The 22,841-nt window shown below is 71.3% G+C and carries 20 protein-coding genes; 2 read left to right on the forward strand and 18 right to left on the reverse strand.

Translation table 11 applies throughout. The annotated features are described in order from the left end of the window. Window positions 1-72: 72 nt before the first annotated feature. Window positions 73-5,877 carry a pullulanase-type alpha-1,6-glucosidase gene (pulA, locus tag ABD297_RS09980; protein ID WP_344254780.1) on the reverse strand — a complete coding sequence of 1,935 codons (5,805 nt, stop codon included), beginning with the start codon at window positions 5,875-5,877 and terminating at the stop codon, window positions 73-75. Window positions 5,878-6,021: 144 nt separating this feature from the next. Then, window positions 6,022-7,095: a MerR family transcriptional regulator gene (locus tag ABD297_RS09985; protein WP_344254782.1), complete on the reverse strand. Its 1,074-nt coding sequence runs from the start codon at window positions 7,093-7,095 to the stop codon at window positions 6,022-6,024. Between the two features lie 294 nt (window positions 7,096-7,389). Here ABD297_RS09985 and ABD297_RS09990 point away from each other — a divergent pair, with 294 nt between their 5' ends. Next, complete coding sequence (locus ABD297_RS09990; protein ID WP_344254784.1) at window positions 7,390-7,671, forward strand: WhiB family transcriptional regulator; 282 nt, start codon at window positions 7,390-7,392, stop codon at window positions 7,669-7,671. 24 nt (window positions 7,672-7,695) lie between these two features. Here the strand turns inward: ABD297_RS09990 and ABD297_RS09995 are convergent, their stop codons facing one another. From ABD297_RS09995 to ABD297_RS10065, 15 genes are all read right to left on the reverse strand, one after another. Then, window positions 7,696-8,226 (reverse strand): YbaK/EbsC family protein, encoded by a 531-nt coding sequence (locus ABD297_RS09995; RefSeq protein ID WP_344254786.1) that lies wholly within the window; start codon window positions 8,224-8,226, stop codon window positions 7,696-7,698. A gap of 124 nt (window positions 8,227-8,350) precedes the next feature. Continuing rightward, a complete protein-coding gene (locus ABD297_RS10000; RefSeq protein WP_344254787.1) occupies window positions 8,351-10,183 on the reverse strand; it encodes a carbohydrate-binding module family 20 domain-containing protein in 1,833 nt (610 codons plus the stop codon). A 138-nt stretch (window positions 10,184-10,321) separates the two neighbouring features. Next, window positions 10,322-11,374, reverse strand: coding sequence for a nitronate monooxygenase (locus ABD297_RS10005; RefSeq protein ID WP_344254788.1), 1,053 nt, complete (start codon window positions 11,372-11,374; stop codon window positions 10,322-10,324). A gap of 61 nt (window positions 11,375-11,435) precedes the next feature. Next, complete coding sequence (locus tag ABD297_RS10010; protein ID WP_344254790.1) at window positions 11,436-13,118, reverse strand: ABC-F family ATP-binding cassette domain-containing protein; 1,683 nt, start codon at window positions 13,116-13,118, stop codon at window positions 11,436-11,438. Between the two features lie 61 nt (window positions 13,119-13,179). Then, window positions 13,180-13,815 (reverse strand): hypothetical protein, encoded by a 636-nt coding sequence (locus ABD297_RS10015; protein WP_344254791.1) that lies wholly within the window; start codon window positions 13,813-13,815, stop codon window positions 13,180-13,182. A 4-nt stretch (window positions 13,816-13,819) separates the two neighbouring features. Then, a complete protein-coding gene (locus tag ABD297_RS10020) occupies window positions 13,820-14,434 on the reverse strand; it encodes a hypothetical protein (RefSeq protein ID WP_344254792.1) in 615 nt (204 codons plus the stop codon). A gap of 135 nt (window positions 14,435-14,569) precedes the next feature. Beyond that, window positions 14,570-15,403, reverse strand: coding sequence for a tRNA pseudouridine(38-40) synthase TruA (truA, locus tag ABD297_RS10025; RefSeq protein WP_344254953.1), 834 nt, complete (start codon window positions 15,401-15,403; stop codon window positions 14,570-14,572). A 225-nt stretch (window positions 15,404-15,628) separates the two neighbouring features. Further along, window positions 15,629-16,327, reverse strand: coding sequence for a 50S ribosomal protein L17, sunset domain variant (gene rplQ, locus ABD297_RS10030; protein WP_344254794.1), 699 nt, complete (start codon window positions 16,325-16,327; stop codon window positions 15,629-15,631). A gap of 72 nt (window positions 16,328-16,399) precedes the next feature. Next, window positions 16,400-17,431: a DNA-directed RNA polymerase subunit alpha gene (locus ABD297_RS10035; RefSeq protein ID WP_344254795.1), complete on the reverse strand. Its 1,032-nt coding sequence runs from the start codon at window positions 17,429-17,431 to the stop codon at window positions 16,400-16,402. 154 nt (window positions 17,432-17,585) lie between these two features. Then, window positions 17,586-18,194 carry a 30S ribosomal protein S4 gene (gene rpsD / locus ABD297_RS10040; RefSeq protein ID WP_045191881.1) on the reverse strand — a complete coding sequence of 203 codons (609 nt, stop codon included), beginning with the start codon at window positions 18,192-18,194 and terminating at the stop codon, window positions 17,586-17,588. A gap of 32 nt (window positions 18,195-18,226) precedes the next feature. Continuing rightward, on the reverse strand, window positions 18,227-18,622 hold the full coding sequence (rpsK, locus tag ABD297_RS10045; protein ID WP_020143208.1) for a 30S ribosomal protein S11: 396 nt from the start codon (window positions 18,620-18,622) through the stop codon (window positions 18,227-18,229). 57 nt (window positions 18,623-18,679) lie between these two features. Beyond that, complete coding sequence (gene rpsM / locus ABD297_RS10050) at window positions 18,680-19,054, reverse strand: 30S ribosomal protein S13 (RefSeq protein ID WP_030194267.1); 375 nt, start codon at window positions 19,052-19,054, stop codon at window positions 18,680-18,682. A 223-nt stretch (window positions 19,055-19,277) separates the two neighbouring features. Next, on the reverse strand, window positions 19,278-19,391 hold the full coding sequence (gene rpmJ / locus ABD297_RS10055) for a 50S ribosomal protein L36 (protein ID WP_006592630.1): 114 nt from the start codon (window positions 19,389-19,391) through the stop codon (window positions 19,278-19,280). A gap of 155 nt (window positions 19,392-19,546) precedes the next feature. Then, entirely contained in the window at window positions 19,547-19,768 is a 222-nt protein-coding gene (gene infA / locus ABD297_RS10060; RefSeq protein ID WP_013493543.1) for a translation initiation factor IF-1, read from the reverse strand. Between the two features lie 192 nt (window positions 19,769-19,960). Further along, window positions 19,961-20,305, reverse strand: coding sequence for an iron chaperone (locus ABD297_RS10065; RefSeq protein ID WP_344254797.1), 345 nt, complete (start codon window positions 20,303-20,305; stop codon window positions 19,961-19,963). A 97-nt stretch (window positions 20,306-20,402) separates the two neighbouring features. Here ABD297_RS10065 and ABD297_RS10070 point away from each other — a divergent pair, with 97 nt between their 5' ends. Then, on the forward strand, window positions 20,403-21,149 hold the full coding sequence (locus ABD297_RS10070; protein WP_344254799.1) for a hypothetical protein: 747 nt from the start codon (window positions 20,403-20,405) through the stop codon (window positions 21,147-21,149). 88 nt (window positions 21,150-21,237) lie between these two features. On the opposite strand, the gene ABD297_RS10075 is transcribed toward ABD297_RS10070, so the two are convergent. Beyond that, on the reverse strand, window positions 21,238-22,791 hold the full coding sequence (locus ABD297_RS10075) for a DHA2 family efflux MFS transporter permease subunit (protein ID WP_425581155.1): 1,554 nt from the start codon (window positions 22,789-22,791) through the stop codon (window positions 21,238-21,240). Between the last annotated feature and the right edge of the window lie 50 nt (window positions 22,792-22,841).

Raw genomic sequence — 22,841 nt, forward strand, 5'->3', positions numbered from 1 at the left:
CCCTAAGGGTATAGCAGACGCCCCCGCCGCCCGAGATCCGGGCGCCGGGGGCGTCTGTGGTGGAGCGGCGTGTCAGTTCGGCTGGACGAAGACCGCGACGGTGCGGCCGGGCACCGAGAACGATCCGCTGCCGGCGTCGTAGGTCGCCTTCTTGACGACGCTGTCGGCGCCGTTCGCCTGGACCGGGCTGAGGGTGACCGGACCGGTCAGGCCCGGCACCTTCTGCGCCACGGCCGAGGGCGTCGCGTTGAAGACCACGACCGCACCGCGCAGAGCCGGGTCGACATCGGCCCCCACGGTGTCGTCGATCCGCATGACGATGACACCCTGCTTGGCGTCGGGCGTCCCGGAGACCGGGAACGACACCTTCGCGTCGATGGCCGCAGCGTTGCCGAGACGGAACAGCTTGGTGCTGAAGCGAAGTCGCAGCAGGTCCTGCGACATCGCCTCCGCCGTCCGCACGTCGGCGGCAGTCGGCTTGAGCGCAGCGTTCGCGAGCAGCGGCTTCATGTAGGGCCACTTCGCCGAGTTCTGCGCCTCGGGCGGCAGGCCGTGGCCGAAGCCGTTGTCGGCACCCGTCCAGTCGAGTCGGTTGAACCAGTCGCCGCTGTCGTAGGAGTCGCGGTTGAGCGACTTGCTGCGGAGCAGGTCGGCGCCCGCGTGCCAGAACGACGGCGTCTGCGCGAGAGCGGTCGTCGCCAGCGACAGGGTGTTCATGCGCACCCGGTCCTGCATCGAGGTGGCGACCGGCAGCTTGTAGGTCAGCGAGTCGAAGAGCGTCTCGTTGTCGTGCGCGTCGACGTAGCTGACGACCTCGTCGGGCTGGTCGGCATAGCCGGCCGGTGAGCCGTTGTAGTCGACCTGCGTGCCGTTGACGACGGTGCCGGACTTCTGGCTGCGGAACGTGAACGACTTGAGGTTGCCGGCCAGCCCGAGCTGGACGAGGTCCGTGTCGTTGCCGAGCCGGGTCGCGGCGTCGGCGTTGACCGCGGCCCCGTTGGGATCGGTGGCCTCGCCGGAGCCGAACCCCTGGCGCCGCGGGTCCTCGTCGAACGGACCGCCACCACGCACGGCGTCACGCAGCCGGTCGGAGAAGGTCCCGATGCCCGTGCCGCCCAGCTGACCCTGCGTCGCCTGGACGAAGAGCTTGTTGTTCGCCACCTCGCCGAAGTTCCAGCCCTCGCCGTAGAGGTACATCGACCTGCCGTCGACGCCGTCCTTCTGCAGCGTCAGCGCGTCGAGCGCCGAACGGACCGCGAGCATGTTGGCCCGGCTGGCGTGCCCCATGAGGTCGAAGCGGAAGCCGTCGACGTGGTAGTTGCGCGCCCACGACACGACCGAGTCGACCATGAGCTTCTCGCCCATGGCGTGCTCGGTGGCGACGTTCTGGCAGCACGTCGACGTCTCGACCGCGCCGCTCGCGTTGAGGCGGTGGTAGTAGCCGGGCACGATCTTGTCGAGCACCGACTTGTCGTCCTGTCCCGAGGCCGCCGTGTGGTTGAAGACCTGGTCGAGCACGACCCGCAGGCCGTCCTGGTGCAGGGCCCCCACCATCGTGCGGAACTCGGCGACGCGGGAACCACCGTCAGCAGCCTTGGCGCTCGAGGCGTAGGACCCGTCCGGAGCGCTCCAGTGGTACGGGTCGTAGCCCCAGTTGAAGGCATCCTTGGCCGCGACGGCACCGACGCACTTCTGCTGCTCCTCGCTGTCCGGCGCGTAGGAGGCCAGGTCGCACTTCGGCGTCTCCTGCTTGGCCGGGTCCTCCTCGATCGAGGCGATGTCGAAGCTCGGCAGGAGGTGCACCGTGTTGAGGCCGGCCTTGGCCAGCGCCTTGAGGTGCGCCCGGCCGTCGCCGTCCGCGGCGAAGGCGAGGTAGCTGCCGCGCTGGGCGGCGGGCACCTTGGCGTCGGACATCGAGTAGTCGCGGATGTGCAGCTCGTAGATCGTGGAGTCGACGTCCTGCGCCAGCTTCGGCGACGGCGTGGTGCGCCACGTCGACGGCATGAAGGCCGGGTCGCGCAGGTCGACCGCCACCGAGCGGGTCGAGTTGAGCGTCAGGGCCACCGAGCTGGGGTCGGTCACGACGTTGGTCTCGACCTTGCCGGTCGTCGGGGCCCAGACCTTGACCTCGTAGAGGTAGCGGGCGCCCTTGGCCGATGCCGCGAGCGAGGTGGTCCACGCCCCGGCACCGTCCCTGGCCATGGCGGTCCTCCGGGCCGTGGCGACCGGCTGGTCGGCGCTGCCCGCGGGCCAGGTCAGGAGGGTGACCTGCTGGGCCGTCGGCGCCCACAGTGAGAAGCCCACCCGGCCCGATCCCGAGAAGCTCACGCCGTAGGAGCGGGTGCGGGCGGACGCGGCATACAGAGCGTCGAGCGCGATGGCCGTCTGGGCACCCGTGGCGTCGAGGAGCGACCCGTTCGAGTCGTACATCGCGACGGCCACCTGACCCTTGAGGATCTGCGGCATCTGCCGTGCCGTGGCCTTGTCGGTGCGCAGGGCGACGTAGCCCTTGAGCTCCGGGTGGGCGGCGACGAGCGAGGCGGGCAGGCCCGCCGGGTCACGCGTCAGCGTCGCGACCGAACCACCGGTCACCGCCTCGGCGTCGACGGCGAGCCCACCGTCGGCCGACCAGTGCAGGCGCCAGCCCAGCGTCGCCGGGTCGGTGCCGGCAGGCAGGGCGGAGGCAGGCCACGCGACGAGGTCGGGACCGACGACGTAGGCCTTGGACTTCGTCAGGTCGGGAGCAGCCCCGGCCTTGGACGTCTTGACCGAGACCTCGTGCGTCGAGGCCTTGTAGCTGATGGTCGTCAGCACGCCGTCGGACGGGACCGAGAAGGCCACGTTGCTCGACGGGTAGGACTCGTTCCAGCTCAGACCGACCGCGACCTTGAACTCGTAGCTGCCGGCAGGGATCTGGTCGGTGGTGAAGGTGTAGGTGCCGTCACCGTCGGGGTCCTGGAGCCAGGAGCGCATGCAGTCGGGGGCCCAGTCGCCGGGGCAGCCGAGCTTGCTCTGGAAGCTGCCCGGTGCCGTGATGATCGGCCCCTGCGCGTCGCTCGTCACCCAGTGGGTGCGGTGGTCGTAGTAGAACGTGACGGGCTTGCCGGCCGGGGCGGTGTAGGCGATGTTGCCCGCGCCCTTGCCGCCGCCGACGCCGTAGTTCTCGTCCCACGACTTGTTGATGGCGGCCTTGTACTCGTAGTCGCCCGCGGGGATCGAGGAGTAGGTGCCCTTCCAGATCTCGTCCTTGGGGTCGAGGGCGAGCTGCGCCTGGGCGCAGTCCGGCTGCCAGTCGCCGGGGCAGCCCATCTCGGAGTTGTGGTTTCCGGGGACGCTGACGTTGGCGGGCTGGGTCACCGGGCCGACACCGCCGGTGCCGCCGCCACCCGCGGTCGTCGGCTCTCCGACGATGCCGTAGGTGGACGTCGCGGACACGTGGCCGGCGATGTCGCGGGCCACCATGCGGTACTCGACGAGGGTGCCCTTGGCGAGGCCGGACACGTCGTGGAAGACGCGGTACGGGGCGTTGTCGTCGGTGCCGATCGGGGTCCAGGTGGACGTGCCGACCGGGCGCTGGAGGAAGCTCACCTCGGCGAACGAACTGCCCGGCAGGGCCGCGCCGATCTCCGCGCGGCCACCCACGACGCCGCCCGCACTCGGGGACGTCGGGAAGATCGCGGGAGCCGACTTCGGCTGTGCCATCGTGGAGTTCGCGCGGTAGACCGCGACGGACAGGGGCGGGACCGTGACGGTGACCCGGCCGTCGGCAGCCGCCCGGAGGTCGGACGTCGCACCGAGCAGCGGGACGAACTTCGAGCCCGCCGAGTAGGTGGAGAACGTCGCGCTCTTGGCCGTCGTGGCGTTGTTGGCCACGACGACGTACTCACGCTTGGCCGCCTTGTCGATGCGGCTGATGGCGTAGATGCCGGCCGCGTCGGAGGCGTAGCGGTGCACCTGGGCGCCGTCGGCGAGGGCCGGGTTGGCGGCGCGCAGCGCGGAGAGCTGCTTGATGGCGCGGTAGAGCGGCGCCGACGTGTCGTAGTGCGCGGAGGTGCCGGCGAGCTCCTTGCTGCCGACGATGACGTCGTCCTTGTAGATCGGCGTCTGCGTGGCGAACATGTCCTGGCGGGCGCGCTTGTCGCCGAAGTCGCTCGTGGGCCCCGTGAAGCCCTGCTCGTCGCCGTAGTAGACGACCGGCTGGCCGCGGGTCAGGAACATCAGCGACGTGGCGAGCCGGTCGCGGGCGAGGAGGTCGTCGCCCGTGGCGCCACCGGCCAGGAGCATCGCCCCGACGCGACCCATGTCGTGGTTGCCGAGGAAGGTCGGCAGCTCGTAGGCGTTGGAGTCGGTGTCGGTGTAGTAGTCGTCCCCGGCGAAGAGGTCACGGATGCCGGTCGTCGCCTTGCCCTGCGCGAAGCCGAGGGCGGCGCCCTGGAAACCGAAGTCGAGCGTGGCCGGGAGCTTGCCCTGCGTCGTGAACTGGCTCGTGTAGCTCGGGTTGCCGTCGTAGACCTCGCCGAACATGAAGAAGTTCTTCTTGCCGGTCGCGGCTGCGTGGTCGAGGATCGCCGGCGAGAACGCCTGCCAGAACTGCATGTTGACGTGCTTGACGGTGTCGATGCGGAAGCCGTCGACCCCGAAGTCCACCCAGGACTTGTAGATGCCCTCCATGCCCGAGACGACCTTGGGGTTCTCGGTGAAGAGGTCGTCGAGACCGGAGAAGTCGCCGTACGTCGCCGACTCACCGGCATACGTCGAGTCACCGCGGTTGTGGTAGAGCGTCGTGTCGTTGAGCCACGCCGGGACCTTGACGTCCTTGTCGGCGTCGGCGACCTTCGGCACGTAGGGGAACGAGGTGGCCGCGGACATCGCCGGGAAGCAGTCGGGCACCGTCGCTGCGCCCGTGCAGGCCGGCTTGCCGGCGACGGCGGCGTCGTCGAAGGCCTTGCCCGAGGCGTCCTTGTAGGGGCTGGTGGCCTTGCTGACGTAGGAGTACTTGTCGCCCTCGTAGGAGATGACGTCGGCGGTGTGGTTGGTGATGATGTCGAAGTAGACCTTCATCCCCTTGGCGTGCGCGGCCGCGATGAGGGTCTTCATGTCGGCGTTCGTGCCCAGGTGCGGGTCGATCTGCGTGAAGTCGGTGATCCAGTAGCCGTGGTAGCCGGCGCTCGCGTCGGACCCGCTCCCCTGCACCGCCCGGTTCTTGAACGACGGTGTGAGCCAGATGGCGGTCGTGCCGAGGCCCTTGATGTAGTCGAGCTTGCCGGTCAGGCCCTTGAGGTCCCCGCCGTGGTAGAACCCCTCGTTGGTCGGGTCGAAGCCGGTCGAGAGCGGGCCGCCGGTGAGGCCGCCCCTGTCGTTGGCCGTGTCGCCGTTGGCGAAGCGGTCGGCCATGACGAAGTAGAAGCGCTCCTTCGTCGCGAGGCGACGCAGCGACGGGGTCGCGAGGGCGCTGTCGGCCTTGGTGGCGGCACCCGGGAGATCGGTCGGGGCGACCCCGACGGCGTGCGTCGTGTCGTCGTAGGTGAAGTGCAGGGTCGCCGGACCGGCCAGCACGAGGGGGATGTTCGCACTCCCCTGGCCGTAGCTCTCGGTCCACGAGTGGTTGATGGCGACCTTGAGCTCGTAGCTGCCGGCGGGCAGCCGGAAGTCGGCGGCATACGTCGTCGTGCCGGGCTGGAGCGTGAGGTCGGTCTTGGTGCAGTCGACCTGCCAGTCGGCGCTGCAGCCGAGCTCGTCCTGCAGGGATCCGACGAGGGTCGCCGTGCGCGGGGCGTCGGCCGCCCGCGCGGTCGGGGCGGCCGCCAACGGGACGGCGAGTCCCGCCATGACCAGGGCTGAGACAGCGGCGACGGACAGGGCCGGGCGACGGCGCATGCGCACTCCTTTGTGGGCTCGGTCGCTCACGCCCGTGTCTGGACGCTCGACCACCGGGGGAGAACCTAGCGCCCATCTCGGACACCACGCCAGACCTGATCTGCAAAATCTTGCATTCGTGTTCAGGATGTTGCGAATTCTTGCTCAGCGCGTCAAGCCACCGGGAGACGACGTCAGGGCTCGAACCGCGGTCCCGAAGTCGGTGACCCGCGTCAGCACCACCGGCCCCGCCGGGACGACGATCCCGTCGGCCCACCCCGGGCCGCCGATGACGACCTCGAGGTCCCAGTCCACGACGGCGAGGTCACGCCACAGGGGCTCGACCCCGGGGCGCGCGATCGAGGCCCAGAGGAAGACCGCCCTCGGCCGCGACTCGCGCAGTGCCGCGACGAGCGCCTCGGAGGGGACGCGCGGGCCGAGGAAGAGGCTTGCGACGCCGTGGCGCGCGAGCTCGGCCTCGAGCGCCAGCAGCGGAAGGTGGTGCTGCTCGTCGTCGGCGCCGGCCAGCACCACCGGCCGGCCCGCGACCCGGAGCCGGTTGGCCCGCACCACGGCCCGGAGCTCGGACTGGAGCAGCTCGCTCGTGAGGTGCTCCGCCTGCACCCCCAGCCGGCCCTCCCTCCAGAGGTCCCCGACCCGGCGCAGTGCCGGCGCGAAGACCTCGACCCACGCGGCTCCGACCTCACGTCGGCGCATGACCTGCCGGTAGAGCAGGGACATCGTGCGGGCGTCCAGGGCCCTGGCCGCGGCGACGATCGACTCGACGATGTCGGCGGCATCGGCCTGCGCCACGTCCGACTCCGGGACCCCGTCGCGGTCGATCTCGTCGTCGACGACCGCCGCTGCCCCCGGGGCCGTCGCACCGACGGTCACGCCACCGGCACCGAGACGTTCCGCGATGGAACGGGCATCCATGGCCAGGACGGAGTCGGCGGCGCTCTGGGCCGGCACTCCCTGCGCCGTCAGCCGCGCCATCAGCTGGACCCGGCGCATGTCGAGCTCGGTGTAGCGACGGTGGTTGCCACTCGTGCGCAGGCTCGGACCCACGCCGTGCCGGCGGTCCCACGACCGGAGCGTCGGAGCGGCGATCCCGAGGCGATCGGACACGACGCCGACGGGCCAGCCGAGCTCGGGCACGGGGTCCCCCAACTCGGGGTCGTCGGGCTCCTGCCGGCCGGCGCCGCTCGCGGCCGCCGGATGCGCGTTCATCAGGGTCATCACCGTCCAGGTAGGTCGCCCTGCTCGGGGCGGGGCGGTCCGAGATTCCCGTCATGGACCGCCCCCGCACCGATCGGGCTCCCCGAAGCATAAACCTATGCAAGGGTCTTGTGCAATGCATAAGTTCTGCGTAAGTTCTGCATCAGATCACCTCGACCTGCATCAGCTGGTCGCCCCGGATCACCTCCCCGCCGAGGCCACGCCCGACGCGACGCACGAAGCCGCGACCACGGCGAGGCCGGAGCCACGCTCGACCTGCTCGCCCCTGCTCGACCCGAGACCACGGAGGAAGCCATGACCGTCACCCGCCTGCCGCGCCCCACCTACTCCTCCTACGAGTGGCAGGAGCAGGGCCGCTGCCGCACCAAGGCCGTCGAGCAGTTCTTCACCGACGACCAGGAGATCGACCAGCGCGAGCGCCGCGAGAAGACCGAGGCCGCCCGCATGGTCTGCGGCAGCTGCCCGGTGCGGGCCCAGTGCCTCGACCACGCCCTCCGGGTGCCCGAGACGTTCGGCATCTGGGGCGGCACGACCCCGACCGAGCGCGCCCAGATGCTCTGGGACGTCGCCGGCTGACCGGAACGTCCCGAGGGGCCCGGGTCAGCGCATCGCGAGAGCGATGACCTGGGCCGCGGGCAGGGCGGCCAGCGCCGCCCCGTCGAGGAGCAGCTTGGCCCCCCGCAGTCCGGCGCCGACGACGACGAGCCCGGCCGCGACGACGGCCTCGTCCACGAGGACGGGCCACTCCCCCGGCAGGCCCACGGGCGTGATCCCGCCCTGCTGCATCCCGGTCAGCTCCTGCGCCTTGGCCTGGTCGGCGAACGAGATCTTGCGCACCCCCAGGTGCTTGCGCACGACACGGTTGATGTCGGCGCGATCGGTGGCGAGCACCATGACGGCGGCCAGCGTCGTCTCCTCACCACGCCGGGCCTCGACGACCACGCAGTTGGCCGAGGCCTCGGGCGCCACGTCGTAGGCCTCGCAGAAGGCGGCGGTGTCGGCGAGCGCCGCGTCGATGGGCGCGACGCGGGCGCCGGGCACGTGCTCGAGCGCCGCCGCCACGGGCGGGGCGAGCAGGTCGGGGCGCTCGGAGGCAGCCACCCACGTCAGGTTTCCTTCGGCACTGGGCATGCCCCGAGCGTATGCCGCGTGGCCCGCCACCCAGCACGCCGGCACGACGCCGCCGAGCCCGCCTCACGGCATACGGACTCGGCGGCGTCGGCACGGGCAACGCCCTGGGCAACCCCTCAGGGCGTCACGGGCGCCACGTGTCGTCGAGCGTCAGCGTGCCCGACGCCGGCACGGTGGCGGTCCGGTTGGCCCCGGACTCCCAGGTCACGGTGCCTGCGGAGTCCTTGCGGAGGTACTTGTACTGCACGACGGTGCCCGCCGGCAGGGCTACGGTCCGGCGCCACACGGGGTAGGTGGCCGGGTCCATCTTGAGCGCCGAGGCCGGTGCCCACGAGCCGAGGGCCGCGTTGTCCCCGACGACGTAGATGTCCTGCCCGACCGAGGTCGTGGCGTTGACGCCGAAGCTCACCGAGGGCGTCGCCGGCACGGCGCCGCTCGTCGCGCCGACGTGCAGCGCGATGGTCTCGTTCGCCCCGACCGTCGCGGTGAAGGTCCCGGACGCGCTGACGGTGTAGGTCGCCGCCGAGCAGGTGCCCGAGCTGACGGTGCCGTGGGTGACGTCGCAGTAGGTGCCGGCGGGCAGCGACGTCTGGAAGGTTGCGGTGACGGGGCCGCTCTCGTGGTTGACCACGACGTAGCCCTTGGCGCCCCGACCGAAGGCGATGGCGTTGTTGCCGTTGCTCCACCAGTTGGTGACGGCCGTGCCGGCGACGGTGTTGCGGAAGCCGACCATGCCGGCGATCTGGCTCCACGCGTGCTGGCACTTCCAGCCGTCGGAGTAGCAGCTGTTCACCGCTCCCCCGAGCGGCGGCCCCGCGTCGGGGTCGGTCCACTCGTAGCCGGAGAAGACGTTGGGAGCGCCGTAGGGCCAGGCGAGCATGAAGACGTTGGCGAGCGTGTAGGTCGCCCCGGCCTTGTAGCTCAGGGTCGAGCCGTTGCGCTCGGTGTCCCAGTTGTCGACGAAGGTGCGCGCGTTGCCGCTCGGCAGGTAGCCCCATGAGGCGCCCCAGTTGCTGAGGTAGCTCAGCTTCTCGCTCGTGAAGACCCGCTTGAGGTCGTATGCCGCGCGGAACTCGTCGACGTCACCGGACCCCGTGTACTCGGTGGGCTGCACGGCCTCGCCGGCGCCGTAGATGACCTCCTGGACCCAGAAGGCGTTCGGGTTGGTCAGCTTGGCCTTGATCGCCGCGAGGTCGGTCGCGGCCACGTGCTTGGCCGCGTCGATGCGGAACCCGTCGACGCCGAGCCCGAGGAGGGTGTTGAGGTAGCCGGCGATGGCGCCACGCACGTAGTCGCTGCCCGTGTCGAGGTCGGCGAGCCCGACGAGCTCGCACGTCTGCACGTCGGTGCGGTCGGCGTAGTTGCTGATGTTCTGCCGGCAGGTGTGGAAGTCGCGGTCGGAGTAGACGCTCGGGTAGGAGTACTTCGTGTAGACACTCCCGGCCGTGCCGGTGCCGGAGCCGGCGCTCATGTGGTTGACGACGACGTCGGCGACGACCTTGACCCCGGCGTTGTGGCAAGCGGTCACCATCGAGCGGAACGACGTCGAGTCGCCGAGGCGGCCGCCGATCAGGTAGCTGACCGGCTGGTAGGAGGTCCACCACTGCGGGCCCTGGATGTGCTCGGCGGCCGGCGAGACCTCGACGAAGCCGTAGCCCTTGGGGCCGAGGACGTTGGTGCACTCGCGGGCGACGGCGTCGTAGCGCCACTCGAAGAGCGTCGCCGTGACGTCCTTGCTGCCCGGCGGCGTCGCGGCGGCCTGCGGCACGACGGCGCCGGGACCTGCCGGTCCGGCGACGGACCACCCGAGCGCGGCGACGGCGGCCACGGCCGCCGCGACGAGCCGGGCACGGTGCCGCCTCCGTCCGCGGGGCCCGGCGGCAGGGCCGGCCGGGGTGGGCTTCTTGGCGGGCGGGGCGGGTGGCGTCGGCGGGGCGGACGATCGGGACAGGCGCATGCGGCATCTCCTCGTTGAGACGGTGCGGAAGGGCGCGACGGCATGGCCGTCACCTCATGGAAGTTCCTGCGATCGACTGCAAGAACTTGCGGCAGTCAACCGCCGGCCGCCACCACCCGCAACCTGAAACGAGTCCGGTCAGCGGGCGAGCTGCGCGACCACCGTCGCGGCCGGCACCGGTCGCGCCGCCCGCCACCCGGTGCCGGCCCAGAGGGCGAGCAGGTCGGGGCGCTCCGCTGCCGCCGACGCCCTCCGCAGCGGGACCGTCAGGTGGTGGACCTCGGGGTAGGCCGCCGGGGCGTCCCCCTGGTGCCGCAGCAGGAAGTCGGTCTCCAGCCCGCGCGCCAGGCGGCCGGAGTAGGCCCGCGTCACCGCGGTGCGCTCGAAGGCAGGGTCTGCGAGCGCCCGGCGGTAGGCCAGGCCCGTCCCGGCCTCGGGCGTCAGCAGCAGCGCGGTGCCGACCTGGACGGCGTCGGCCCCGGCCGTGCGCACCTGCGCCGCCCGCTCGGCCGTGCAGATGCCGCCGGCCGCCACGACGGGCACGTCCGTCTGCGCGCGCACGGCCGCGACGAGGTCGACGAGGTCCGCACCGGAGGGCTCCTTGACGGGGTCGAGCGTGCCGCGGTGGCCGCCACCGTCGGCGCCCTGGACGCACAGCGCGTCGACCCCTGCGCGAAGCGCTGCGGCAGCCTCGTCGGCGTCGGTGACCGTGGCCATGGTCTCGATGCCGGCACGCCGGAGCTCACCGAGCACCGCGCTGCTCGGCAACCCGAAGGTGAACGACACCAAGGGAACCCGCTCACGCACGACGAGGTCGAGCTTGCGCTCCCAGTCGTCGTCGTCGCCGGGTCGCGGCTCCCCCGGCTGCACGCCCAGCTCCTCACCGTCGCCGACGAGAGCCGCACGGTAGGCGGCGACCGCCTCGGCGCGGTCGGTGCCGCTCAGCTCACCCGGCCCCACGGCATACGCGTTCGCCTGGGCGGGCACGAAGAGGTTGACCCCGAAGGGACGCGACGTCGCGTCCCACACCTCGGCGATCGCCGCGGCGAGCTGGGGCGCCGTGAGGTAGCCACCCGCGAGCAGGCCGAGGCCACCCGCGTCACCGACGGCTGCGACGAGCTCGGGTGTCGTGGGCCCTCCGGCCATCGGCGCGCCGACGACACCGGTCTCGATCGATCGCAGCAGCGGCATGCCCCGACGCTACTCCGCAGCCACGACCGGGCACAGGGTGCCGGCCGCGCCTGCGAAGGAGTCACCGGGGACGGACGACGCGCCCCTCGTCCCACACCGGTTCGGTCGACTCGTAGACGCGTCCGTCGGCGCCGAAGACGAGAAAGCGGTCGAAGCCGCGCGCGAACCACCGGTCGTGGGTGACGGCGACGACGGTCCCCTCGAAGCGGTCGAGGCCCTCCTCGAGCGCCTCGGCCGACTGCAGGTCGAGGTTGTCGGTGGGCTCGTCGAGCAGCAGCATCGTGGCGCCCGAGAGCTCGAGCAGCAGGATCTGGAAGCGCGCCTGCTGACCGCCCGACAGCGACTCGAACTTCTGCTCCCCCGACCGGGCCAGCTCGTAGCGGTCGAGCGCGGCGGCGGCCTGCTCGCGGGGGCGGCCTTCGCGGTGCTCGTCACCACGGTGCAGGATCTCGAGCAGCGTGCGGCCCATGAGCGACGGGTGCTCGTGGGTCTGGGCGAACCATCCCGGGCGCACCCGCGAGCCGAGGCGCACGACGCCCGAGTGCTCGACGGGCACGGGACGCACGTCACCGACCGGCTGGTGCTCGCGCTCGGGGTCGGTGCCGCCGCACGCCAGCAGGCGCAGGAAGTGCGACTTGCCCGAGCCGTTGCTGCCGAGGATGGCGACGCGCTCGCCGTACCAGACCTCGAGGTCGAACGGCTTCATGAGCCCCGTCAGCTCGAGGCCGGTCGCGACGATGGCGCGCTTGGCCGTGCGGCCTCCGGTGAGGCGCATCTTGACCGACTGGGTCATCGGCGTCTCCTCGGGCGGGCCGGCCTGCTCGAACTTCGCCAGGCGGGTCTGCGCCGCCTGGTACCGCGAGGACATGCCGTCGTTGAACTTGGCCTTGACCTTGAGGGTCTGCACGAGCGTCTTGAGCTTGACGTGCTCCTCGTCCCAGCGACGGCGCAGCTCCTCGAGGCGGTCGTTGCGGTCGCTGCGGGCCTGGGCGTAGGTCGCGAAGCGCCCCGGGTGCACCCAGAGCGTGGCCCCGGCGCCGCCGGGCTCCAGGGTGGCGACGCGGGTGGCGACGCGGTCGAGCAGCTCGCGGTCGTGGCTGATGAAGAGCACCGTCTTGGGCGAGGCGACGAGGGCCTCCTCGAGCCACCGCTTGGTCGGCACGTCGAGGTAGTTGTCCGGCTCGTCGAGCAGCAGCACCTCCTCGGGGCCACGCAGCAGCGCCTCGAGCACGAGCCGCTTCTGCTCACCGCCCGACAGTGTCGTCACCTTGCGCCACTGCGCCTGCTCGTACGGGATGCCGAGGGCTGCGACGGTGCACTTGTCCCAGAGCGTCTCCTGCTCGTAGCCACCCGCCTCGCCCCACTCGACGAGCGCGTGCGCGTAGGCCATCTGGTCGTCCTCGGAGTCGCGCTCCATCATGAGCAGCTCGGTGCGGTCCACCTCCTCGGCGGCCGTGCGGATCCGGTCGGGGGCGACCGACACGAGCAGGTCGCGCACCGTCGTGTCGTCGCGCACCTTGCCGATGAACTGGCGCATGACGCCGAGCCCACCGGAGCGCGTGACCGCGCCCTCGTGGGCCGCGAGGTCGCCCGCGATGATCCGGGTCAGGGTCGTCTTGCCGGTGCCGTTGGGTCCGATGAGCGCCACCTTGGCGCCCTCGCCCACCCGCACCGAGACGTCGTTGAGCAGCGGCCTGCCGTCGGGCAGGCTGAAGGAGATGGAGTTGACGTCGACGTGGCCCACGGGATCAAGCCTGTCGTATGCCGTGTCGCCGCGTCACGCGGTTAAGTCCCCGCCGCACGCGTCAGCCCCACGACCACGAGTCGAGCACGGCGCGGTAGACGCCGAGGGCCTCGGGGTGCGAGGGGTCGTAGGTCAGCCGGATGGCATACACGTGCTCGGTGTAGGCCGCGACGTAGTAGACGTCGCGGACCTGCTCGGACTGGTCGACGACGATCCCCATGGCGTGGTAGCCGGCGATGTCACGCTCGGTCGCGGCGAGCGGGTGCAGGCCCTTGGCGGTGAAGCCGGCGCGCAGGCCGTCGACGACCTCCGAGAGAGAGTGCGAGCCGACGGCGATGGGTCGCTCGACGGCGATGAAGGCCCGGACCGCGTCGTCGTCGGGCTGCACGAGGACGTCGGGCCTCGGGCTGAGGTCACGCTCGGCCCGGCTCCAGCCGACGGGCTGGGCGAAGCTGTAGGCGAGGCCACGGACGCGGTCGCCGCTCATCGCCGCAGCGGCGGGGACCGGCAGTGGCTGGATGCGGTGCCCGGCGCTGTCGGTCGTCGGCGCGGCCGACGTCGGCAGGTGCACCACCCCGGTGTCGGTCGGCGCGGCCGGCGCGGGCGCGGCGTCGCCGGAGCAGCCGCTCAGGCCGGCGACCGCCACCAGTGCGAGCGCCGGGAGCAGGAGCGTCGACGGCTTGGGGCGCACCGTCATCGGGCTACGTCCACGCCCAGGTCGACAGCAGTGCGTCGAACTCGGTCATCGCGTGGGCGGCGTCGGCCTGCGACGAGCTCAGGGTGAGCAGGTAGACCCGCCCGGCGCGCTCGATGCCGTAGGAGCGTGCGAGCACCTTGACGCCCTGCTGCGCGAAGGCCGTCGTGAAGCCGACGGCCGTGGCCCCGGCGATGGTCTTGTCCGGTGCCGACGAGACGGTGCGGCCTGCGGCGGCGAGCTGCTGGCGCCCCTTGACGAGCTCGGCGTCGAGCACCGACTGGTCGCCGTCGGCGGCCGTGACGACGAGGTTGTTGGCGAAGTCGTCGACCTTCTTCGACGAGAGGAGCACGAGGTCGATGCCGGCCACGCTCTTCGCCTTGTCGGTGGCCTCGGCCCAGCCCTCGGGGGGCACGACGGTGAACCCGCCGGAGCGGCTCCGGACCTCGTCGCCCTGGGCCGTCGCCGTGCCGGAGGGGTCGGAGCCGGTGCCGGTCGATGCGGTCGCGGGGCCGGCAGAGCCTGACGGCGACGCGACGGTGGCGTCCTTGGAGCAGCCCGTCAGCACCAGGGCGCAGGTGAGGAGCCCGACCGAGAGCACGCGGTTCGGTCGGGCCATCATGCGCTCGATCCAACCACAGGGCGGGCCGGGCGGTCCGGTCGGGTCTCAGCCCCGAGACACGTCCGGATGCACCCCCGGACGACCGCCCCGGCCACCCATGAGCCACCCGTGGGCGTGCGTGGCCCCACGGCCCGGTCAGACGGGAGGGCGGCGGGCGCGGGTGACGACGGCCCGCTGGGCGAGCTCGGCGTCCGCGGGGTAGACGACCTCCTCGAGACTTAGCCCGTGCGGCGGCATGACGTGGATGCCGGCGGCGCGGTCGCCGCCGTCCTGCAGGGCCCGCGGCCAGTCCGGCGGGCGACGGCCCTCCCCCACGGGCACGACGGCCCCGACGAGCGAGCGCACCATCGAGTGGCAGAACGCGTCGGCCCGGACGGTGGCGGCCAGGACCCCGTCGGGCAGCCGGGACCACGAGAAGTCGAGCAGGGTGCGCACCGTCGTGGCACCCTCGCGCTGCTTGCAGAAGGCGGCGAAGTCGCGCAGGCCGAGCAGCGACCGGGCCGCCTCGTCCATCGCCTCGACGTCGAGCGGTCGGCGCCACCAGACGGTGTCGTGCCGGCGCAGCGGGTCGCGCACGGTCTCGGCATCGGAGATCCGGTAGAGGTAGCGCCGCTCCGTGGCGGAGAAGCGCGCGTCGAAACCCAGCGGTGCCGGCTGGGCGCGGTGCACGACGACGTCGTGGGGCAGGACCCCGCCCAGACGGCTGACGAGGGCGACCCCCGGGTCACGGTCGGAGCGCCCCGGCAGGGCGGCCCACCGGGCGGGGTCGAGGTCGACGTGCGCGACCTGGCCTCGCGCGTGCACGCCGGCGTCGGTGCGCCCGGCCACGGTGACCCGCACCGGGTCGGCGCTGCGCAGCACGGTCGTCAGTGCCGTCGTCAGCTCGCCCTGGACGGTGCGCAGGGACGGCTGGATGGCCCATCCCGAGAAGGCCGTCCCGTCGTAGGCGAGGTCGAGCCGGACCCTCAGCGACGGCGGGTCAGGAGCGCCCGGACCGCCCGGGCCACCCGGCTCGCTTCCGGCCTCCGGCGCCCCCGGGTGACCGGTCGCAGGGAGTGCGCCCGGCTCTGTCGGCTCACCCGAGCCCCTCGATGCGTCCACGGCGACCGAGCCTAACGGCGCGTGCGACGGGACAGAAAACGAGGTGGCCACCCCCGCGTGTGCGGGGATGGCCACCTCGGTCGTGCAGTGGGCTCAGGAACCGGAGCCGGCCTTCGTGAAGCCGGCGGCCTCGGCGTCCTCGGCCGACTTGAACCAGAACTCGGCGATCGTCTGGTCGTACCACTGGCCGTCGGGCTCGTGGTACTTGCCGGAGTCGGCGTTGCCCTTGACGGTGTAGCCGTCCTCGGGCGAGGAGCCGTCCTCGTTCGCGGCGACGGCGCCCTTGGGCAGCTCGGCAGCGGCCTCGGCGGCGTCGGCCTTCTCGGCGTCCTCGGCGGCCTTGGTCTCGGCGGCAGCCTGCTTCGCCTCGCTCTGCTTCGCAGCGCGCTTCGTGGCGGACTCGGCCTCCTTGACCGTCGCCTTCTTGGCCGACAGCGGCTCGCGGACGAGCTCGATGACGACCATGGGGGCGTTGTCACCCTTGCGGGCGCCGATCTTCGTGATGCGGGTGTAGCCACCCTCGCGAGCCGCCATGTCGGGGGCGATCTCGGCGAAGAGGCGGTGGACGACACCCTTGTCGCGCACGACCGTGAGGACGCGACGACGGGCGTGCAGGTCGCCACGCTTGGCGAACGTGATGAGACGCTCGGCGAGCGGGCGCAGGCGCTTGGCCTTGGCCTCGGTCGTCGTGATCTTGTCGTGCTCGAAGAGCGACGTCGCGAGGTTGGCCAGGATCAGCCGCTCGTGGGCGGGGCCGCCACCGACGCGGGGACCCTTGGTGGGGGTGGGCATTTCGTTTCTCCTAGAAGTCCGACCAGGCCGTTCTCGAGCAGTGCGCCGAGGGCTCGGTCAAGAAGCGGTTGGTCAGAGACGCTCGTCCTCGACGAACGACTGGTCGTCGTCGTCGCTGTAGTCATCGTCGCCGTAGCCGTCGACCAGGGCCGACGGGTCGAACCCGGGCGGGCTGTCCTTGAGGGCCAGACCCATGCCGACGAGCTTGGCCTTGACCTCGTCGATCGACTTCGCACCGAAGTTGCGGATGTCGAGCAGGTCGGCCTCGCTGCGGCCCACGAGCTCACCCACGGTGTGGATGCCCTCGCGCTTGAGGCAGTTGTAGGAACGAACGGTGAGGTCCAGGTCCTCGATCGGCAGGGCGAGGTCCGCGGCGAGCGCGGCGTCCGTCGGCGACGGGCCCATGTCGATGCCCTCGGCCTCGACGTTGAGCTCGCGGGCCAGGCCGAAGAGCTCGACCAGCGTCTTGCCGGCCGAGGCCATGGCGTCACGCGGGGTCATGGAGTTCTTCGTCTCGACGTCGACGATGAGCTTGTCGAAGTCGGTGCGCTGCTCGACTCGGGTCGCCTCGACCTTGTAGGTCACGGTGAGCACCGGGCTGTAGATCGAGTCGACCGGGATGCGGCCGATCTCCTGGTCACCGGACTTGTTCTGCTGCGCCGAGACGTAGCCACGGCCACGCTCCACGGTCAGCTCCATCTCGAGCTTGCCCTTGTCGTTCAGCGTCGCGATGTGCAGGTCGGGGTTGTGCACCTCGACACCAGCCGGAGGCGTGATGTCGGCGGCGGTGACCGCACCCGGGCCCTGCTTGCGCAGGTACATGACGACCGGCTCGTCGTGCTCCGAGGAGACGACGAGGCCCTTGATGTTGAGGATCATCTCGGTGACGTCCTCCTTCACGCCCGGCACGGTCGTGAACTCGTGGAGCACGCCGTCGATGCGGATGGAGGTGACCGCCGCGCCCGGGATGCTCGAGAGCAGGGTGCGACGGAGGGAGTTGCCGAGCGTGTAGCCGAAGCCGGGCTCGAGCGGCTCGATGGTGAAGCGGCTGCGGTTCGCGACCACAACCTCTTCGGAGAGCACGGGACGCTGTGCGATGAGCACTGTTCAGTTCCTTCCCACGGGCGACCGCCATATGACGCCTCGTGAAACTGCCCGGTCGTGATCCGGGCGGGCCGGCGCGGCTCTGTCTGCGAGCCGGCCCCAGCGACGAGGGCCGTATGCCGTGGGGCCGAGGCCCCACGGCATACGTCCTCGGTCAGTTCTTCGAGTAGAGCTCGACGATCAGCTGCTCGGTGAGCTGCGAGTCGATCTGCGCGCGCACCGGGAGCTGGTGGATGAGGATCTGCAGCGAGCCGTCGACGACCTGCATCCAGGCCGGGACGGGACGCTCGCCGAACGTCTGGCGGGCCAGCTCGAACGGGAAGCTCTCGACGGACTGCTTGCGGACCGTGATGATGTCGTACTGCTCGACGCGGTAGCTCGGGACGTCGACGCGCACGCCGTTGACCTCGAAGTGACCGTGCGTGACGAGCTGACGGGCGTGGCGACGGGTGCGGGCCAGGCCCGCGCGGTAGACCACGTTGTCCAGGCGCGACTCGAGGATCTGGAGAAGGTTCTCACCGGTCTTGCCGGGGCGCTTCGCCGCTTCCTTGTAGTAGCGGACGAACTGCTTCTCCATGACGCCGTACTGGAAGCGAGCGCGCTGCTTCTCCTGAAGCTGCGTCAGGTACTCCTTTTCCTGGATCCGGCGACGGCCGTGCTGGCCGGGCGGGAACGGGCGGAGCTCGAAGTTCTTGTCGCCGCCGACGAGGTCCATCTTCAGGCGGCGGGACTTCTTGGTGATCGGGCCGGTGTAACGAGCCATGTTCCTAGTTCTCTCTCTCGCTCAGTGCCGGATCAGACGCGACGGCGCTTGGGCGGGCGGACACCGTTGTGCGGCGTGGGCGTGACGTCGCTGATCGCGCCGACCTCCAGGCCGGTGGCGGTGAGCGAACGGATCGCCGTCTCGCGACCCGAGCCCGGGCCCTTCACGAAGACGTCGACCTTGCGCATGCCGTGCTCCATGGCGCGGCGGGCCGCAGCCTCGGCAGCCATCTGGGCAGCGAACGGGGTGGACTTGCGCGAGCCCTTGAAGCCGACCTGGCCGGCGGAGGCCCAGGCGATCACGGCGCCGGTGGGGTCCGTGATCGAGATGATCGTGTTGTTGAACGTGCTCTTGATGTGAGCGTGCCCGTGGGCGACGTTCTTCTTCTCCTTGCGACGAACCTTCGTCACGCGAGCCTTGGGAGGCATTTTTCTCCTACGTCAGAACTGAATGTCGGTGAGACGCGATCGCGGAAGCGATCAGCGTCAGCGGGCCTTCTTCTTGCCGGCCACGGTGCGCTTCGGACCCTTGCGGGTGCGCGCGTTGGTCTTGGTGCGCTGACCGCGCACGGGCAGACCACGACGGTGACGCAGACCTTCGTAGGAGCCGATCTCGACCTTGCGGCGGATGTCGGCCTGCACCTCACGGCGAAGGTCACCCTCGAGGCGGTAGTTGCCCTCGAGGAAGTCACGAAGCGCAACGAGCTCGGTCTCACCGAGGTCCTTGACGCGGGTGTTGGGGTCGACGCCGGTGGCAACCAGCGCCTGCTTGGAACGGGTACGACCGACACCGAAGATGTAGGTCAGTGCGACCTCGACGCGCTTCTCGCGCGGAAGGTCGACTCCAACAAGACGAGCCATGTTGGGTTGTCTCCTGATTTCTGTTTCGCGGAGGTCTGGAGCAGGGCACCGATCCGGGGTCACGGCCCGTCACACAGAAGGACGGGCCACCGGTCCCCGGCCTCCGTGCCGGGGGTGACGTCCTGCGCCGACACGACGGTCGGTCATCAGGGGCCGGGTGCTGCTTTCATTCACTTGTCTTGCGTGCTGTCGAAGTCTGTCGACGGCGAGGTGGTGGCTCTGCTCAGCCCTGGCGCTGCTTGTGGCGCAGGTTCTCGCAGATCACCATGACCCGACCGTTGCGGCGGATCACCTTGCACTTGTCGCAGATCTTCTTGACGCTCGGCTGAACCTTCATCTGCCTGCTGTCTTCAGATCGCGCACCCGGTCCACCCGCGCCCCGGAGGGCGCGCGACGGTCAGGTGCTTGGTTGTGTAATCGGGAGTTGGTGCCTCGCACTCGTCCCGGCCGGGCTCCCCGCTCACGCGGGCTGGTCCTGGCCGACCCTGGTGCTCAGCGGTAGCGGAAGACGATCCGACCGCGGGTCAGGTCATAGGGAGAGAGCTCCACCACCACACGGTCCTCAGGGAGGATCCGGATGTAGTGCTGTCGCATCTTTCCCGAGATGTGTGCGAGCACCTTGTGACCGTTGGAGAGCTCCACCCGGAACATCGCGTTCGGGAGAGCCTCGACGATCGTGCCCTCGATCTCGATGACACCGTCCTTCTTGGCCATATCCTCCGTCTATCTGTAGCTGGCCGACTCGGACTGAGGCGGCCTTGGGACGTGCCTGGTTGCCGTGCTCCTGGTGGTTCTCGGGGCACAGGCGCGATGCAGGCGTCGAGGCACACGACACCCAACGCACAAGAATACGCCAGATGCTGCCGTTCCTGAAATCGGTGCGGGCGCCGGGCACCCTGCCCCCGGTCAGCCCTCGAGCTCGGCGCGGCGCAGCCGGACGACCTGCTCGACGACCGGCTCGGGCAGCGGCTGGTCGACGGTGAAGCGGATGGTGCCCTTGCTCAGCGAGAAGCCACCGAGGTCGGGCGCGACGGCCTCGACGACGGCCGGGCTGAACGGGAAGAGCGAGAGGTGGCGCGCCGACGCGGTGACGCCGACGAGTGGCCGTCCGTCCAGGCGCAGCGCGGGCATGCCGTAGCTCGTGCCCTCCTCCGCGTCGGGTGCGACCCGCCTCGCGACGTCGACGACGCGTTGCAGTGCCTCGCGCTGGTCGGGCGCGAGGGCGTCGAGGTAGTCCCCGATGGTCCCCACCCACCCACGGTCCCACGACCTCCACGCTCCCCGGGTCGGTTCGGGGCGTATGCCGTGTGCCCGGGTGGGCGACCGCGCACCGCGGCATACTGGCCGGATGACCGAGCCCGGCACCGACGCCCCTGCACCGACCCCGTCCGTGACGACCCGGGAGCCTGCGGCCACGGCGCCGGAGGACCACACCGACGTCGTCACCGCACCCCCAGCCGAGGCCGAGAGCGTCGAGGCGTACTTCGCGCGGATCGCGGCCGCCGCGGACGAGGACGGCCGGCTGCCCGTGGCCGTCGAGGAGATGCCCGGCTGGGACATCTACCCCTACGAGACGGAGGGCCTGCGCCTGAAGCCGGTGCGCCCCCCGGCCGACGAGGAGCCACCACGGCGCGGCGAGCGCGCCGCCGACTGCTGGTGCACCGACCCCGAGGCGAGGACGAGCAGCGACCGTCTCGTGTGGTCCGACGACCGCTGGCGACTGACCTTCTCCGACGACACCGGCCTGCCCGTGATGCTCATGCTGTCACCGCTGGAGCACCACGACCTGCCCTCGCTCCCCCGCGACCTCGCCGCCGAGATGGGCCAGCTCGTCGTGGCCGTCTCGGACGCGGTCGAGCACGTGCCGAGCGTCGGCCGCGTCCAGCTGGCGAAGTACGGCGACGGCGGAGCGCACCTGCACCTCTTCTTCCTCGGGCGACCGGCACGCATGCTCCAGTTCCGCGGTTCACCCCTCATCGACTGGGAGGAGAACCTGCCGCGCGTGCCGCTCGAGGTGCTGCAGGTGAACGCCCGCGTGGTCGCCGAGCGGATGGTGGTCCACGTCGGTGGGACGCCGGGGCTGCTCGGCCGCTGACCCGCGGTGCCGGGCGGTCCCGGCGGCCCGCGACGGCGCCTCGGCCGACCACCGTCGGGAGACCGGTCTCGCGTCGTCGCGCCGGAGCTCAGTGCGGGTGGCTGGCCGGACGCTCGAAGAAGAGGACCGCGACGACGCCGACGACGAGCACCGCAGCCGGCAGCAGCATCGACTCGGACATCGCGGAGGCGAACCCCTCGGCGACCCGGGCCGGCATGGACGCCCCCGAGGCCTGGAGGCCACCGAGGTCGCCGGGGATCCCGGGCAGGTCGGCGGACAGTCGGGCCTGGATCACCGCGGCGATGGCCGCGCTGCCGAGGACGGCCCCGACCTGGCGCGTCGTGTTGTAGACGCCGGAACCGGCGCCCGCCGACGACAGCGGCAGGTTGCGGGTGGCCGTGGCCCCGAGCGGACCCCACATGAAGGCGTTGCCCACGCCCATGAGGGCCATCGGAAGCAGCAGCAGCCACGTCTGCGTCGCGGGCTGCATGACGAGGGCCAGCCACAGCAGCGAGGCGGCCGTCAGGCCGATGCCGACCGCCGTGATGCCGCGCGGGTGCACCCGGTCCGACATCCGGCCGGCCACCGGGGCGAGCCCACCCGAGATGACGGCCATGGGCGCCAGCAGCAGGGCCGCAGAGGTGGGAGACAGGCCGCGGACGGCCTGCGCGTAGAGCATGAAGGGAAAGGCCATCGCCGTGATCGAGAAGCCGATGGTCGTGATCGCGATGTTGGCCAGGGTGAAGTTGCGGTCGTCGAAGAGCCCGAGCGGCAGCAGGGGCTCGCTCGTGTTGCGGGCCTGCCACCACACGAAGGCGCCGAGCACGAGCAGCCCGGCCCCGATGAGCAACGGCACCGAGACGATGCCGGTGATCGTGCCCCAGTCGTACGTCTCGCCCTCCTGGACGCCGAAGACGAGCAGGAACATGCCGACCGCAGAGAGCGCAACGCCGAGCCAGTCGAAGCGGTGGCTGTGGGTCTCGAGGCGCGGCACGAGCCGCGCGGCGAGCGCGAACGCGACGACACCGACCGGCACGTTGATGAAGAAGATCCACTCCCACCCGGGGCCGTCGACGAGGAGGCCTCCGACGACCGGGCCGACGAGGATCGCGACCCCGGCGGTCGCGCCCCACAGCGCCATCGCCTGCCCCCTCGAGGCGGCGGGGAAGGTGCGGGTGATGACGGCCATCGTCTGCGGCGTCAGCATCGAGGCGCCCAGGCCCTGCACGACGCGCGCGATGATCAGGCCCGTGATGGTGCCGGTGAGGCCGCACCACAGCGAGGCGAGCGTGAAGACCGTGAGGCCGACGAGGTAGAGGTTCTTCGGGCCGTAGCGGTCACCGAGGCGACCTGTGATGAGCAGTGGCGTCGCGTAGGCGAGCAGGTAGGCGCTCGTGACCCAGATGACGCTGTTGACGTCGGTGTGCAGTCCCCGCAGGATCGCCGGCGTCGCCACCGACACGATGGTCGAGTCGACGAGGATCATGAAGAAGCCGATGACCATCGCCCAGAGCGCGGGCCACGGGTTGTGACCGTCCGGGACCCCGCCGTGGTGCGGTGCGGAGGCCGCGGGGCCTGAACGCGCCGTTGCCGCCGTCGCCGCCTGCTCGCTCACGCCGGTGGCGCTCTCCTCCGTGGCCATGGTGGCCCCCCTTCCGCCGCTTCGCGCAGCATCCCCGATTGTCCACCCGC

This window comes from Terrabacter carboxydivorans (assembly GCF_039532035.1).
Lineage (GTDB): Bacteria > Actinomycetota > Actinomycetes > Actinomycetales > Dermatophilaceae > Terrabacter > Terrabacter carboxydivorans.

Excerpts from the sequence above, each read along its gene's own strand:
- pulA (WP_344254780.1), bottom strand. The coding sequence starts at position 5,877 with ATGCGCCGTCGCCCGGCCCTGTCCGTCGCCGCTGTCTCAGCCCTGGTC.
- ABD297_RS09985 (WP_344254782.1), bottom strand. The coding sequence starts at position 7,095 with ATGACCCTGATGAACGCGCATCCGGCGGCCGCGAGCGGCGCCGGCCGG.
- ABD297_RS09990 (WP_344254784.1), top strand. The coding sequence starts at position 7,390 with ATGACCGTCACCCGCCTGCCGCGCCCCACCTACTCCTCCTACGAGTGG.
- ABD297_RS09995 (WP_344254786.1), bottom strand. The coding sequence starts at position 8,226 with ATGCCCAGTGCCGAAGGAAACCTGACGTGGGTGGCTGCCTCCGAGCGC.
- ABD297_RS10000 (WP_344254787.1), bottom strand. The coding sequence starts at position 10,183 with ATGCGCCTGTCCCGATCGTCCGCCCCGCCGACGCCACCCGCCCCGCCC.
- ABD297_RS10005 (WP_344254788.1), bottom strand. The coding sequence starts at position 11,374 with ATGCCGCTGCTGCGATCGATCGAGACCGGTGTCGTCGGCGCGCCGATG.
- ABD297_RS10015 (WP_344254791.1), bottom strand. The coding sequence starts at position 13,815 with ATGACGGTGCGCCCCAAGCCGTCGACGCTCCTGCTCCCGGCGCTCGCA.
- ABD297_RS10020 (WP_344254792.1), bottom strand. The coding sequence starts at position 14,434 with ATGATGGCCCGACCGAACCGCGTGCTCTCGGTCGGGCTCCTCACCTGC.
- rplQ (WP_344254794.1), bottom strand. The coding sequence starts at position 16,327 with ATGCCCACCCCCACCAAGGGTCCCCGCGTCGGTGGCGGCCCCGCCCAC.
- rpsD (WP_045191881.1), bottom strand. The coding sequence starts at position 18,194 with ATGGCTCGTTACACCGGCCCGATCACCAAGAAGTCCCGCCGCCTGAAG.
- rpsK (WP_020143208.1), bottom strand. The coding sequence starts at position 18,622 with ATGCCTCCCAAGGCTCGCGTGACGAAGGTTCGTCGCAAGGAGAAGAAG.
- rpsM (WP_030194267.1), bottom strand. The coding sequence starts at position 19,054 with ATGGCTCGTCTTGTTGGAGTCGACCTTCCGCGCGAGAAGCGCGTCGAG.
- rpmJ (WP_006592630.1), bottom strand. The coding sequence starts at position 19,391 with ATGAAGGTTCAGCCGAGCGTCAAGAAGATCTGCGACAAGTGCAAGGTG.
- infA (WP_013493543.1), bottom strand. The coding sequence starts at position 19,768 with ATGGCCAAGAAGGACGGTGTCATCGAGATCGAGGGCACGATCGTCGAG.
- ABD297_RS10070 (WP_344254799.1), top strand. The coding sequence starts at position 20,403 with ATGACCGAGCCCGGCACCGACGCCCCTGCACCGACCCCGTCCGTGACG.
- ABD297_RS10075 (WP_425581155.1), bottom strand. The coding sequence starts at position 22,791 with ATGGCCACGGAGGAGAGCGCCACCGGCGTGAGCGAGCAGGCGGCGACG.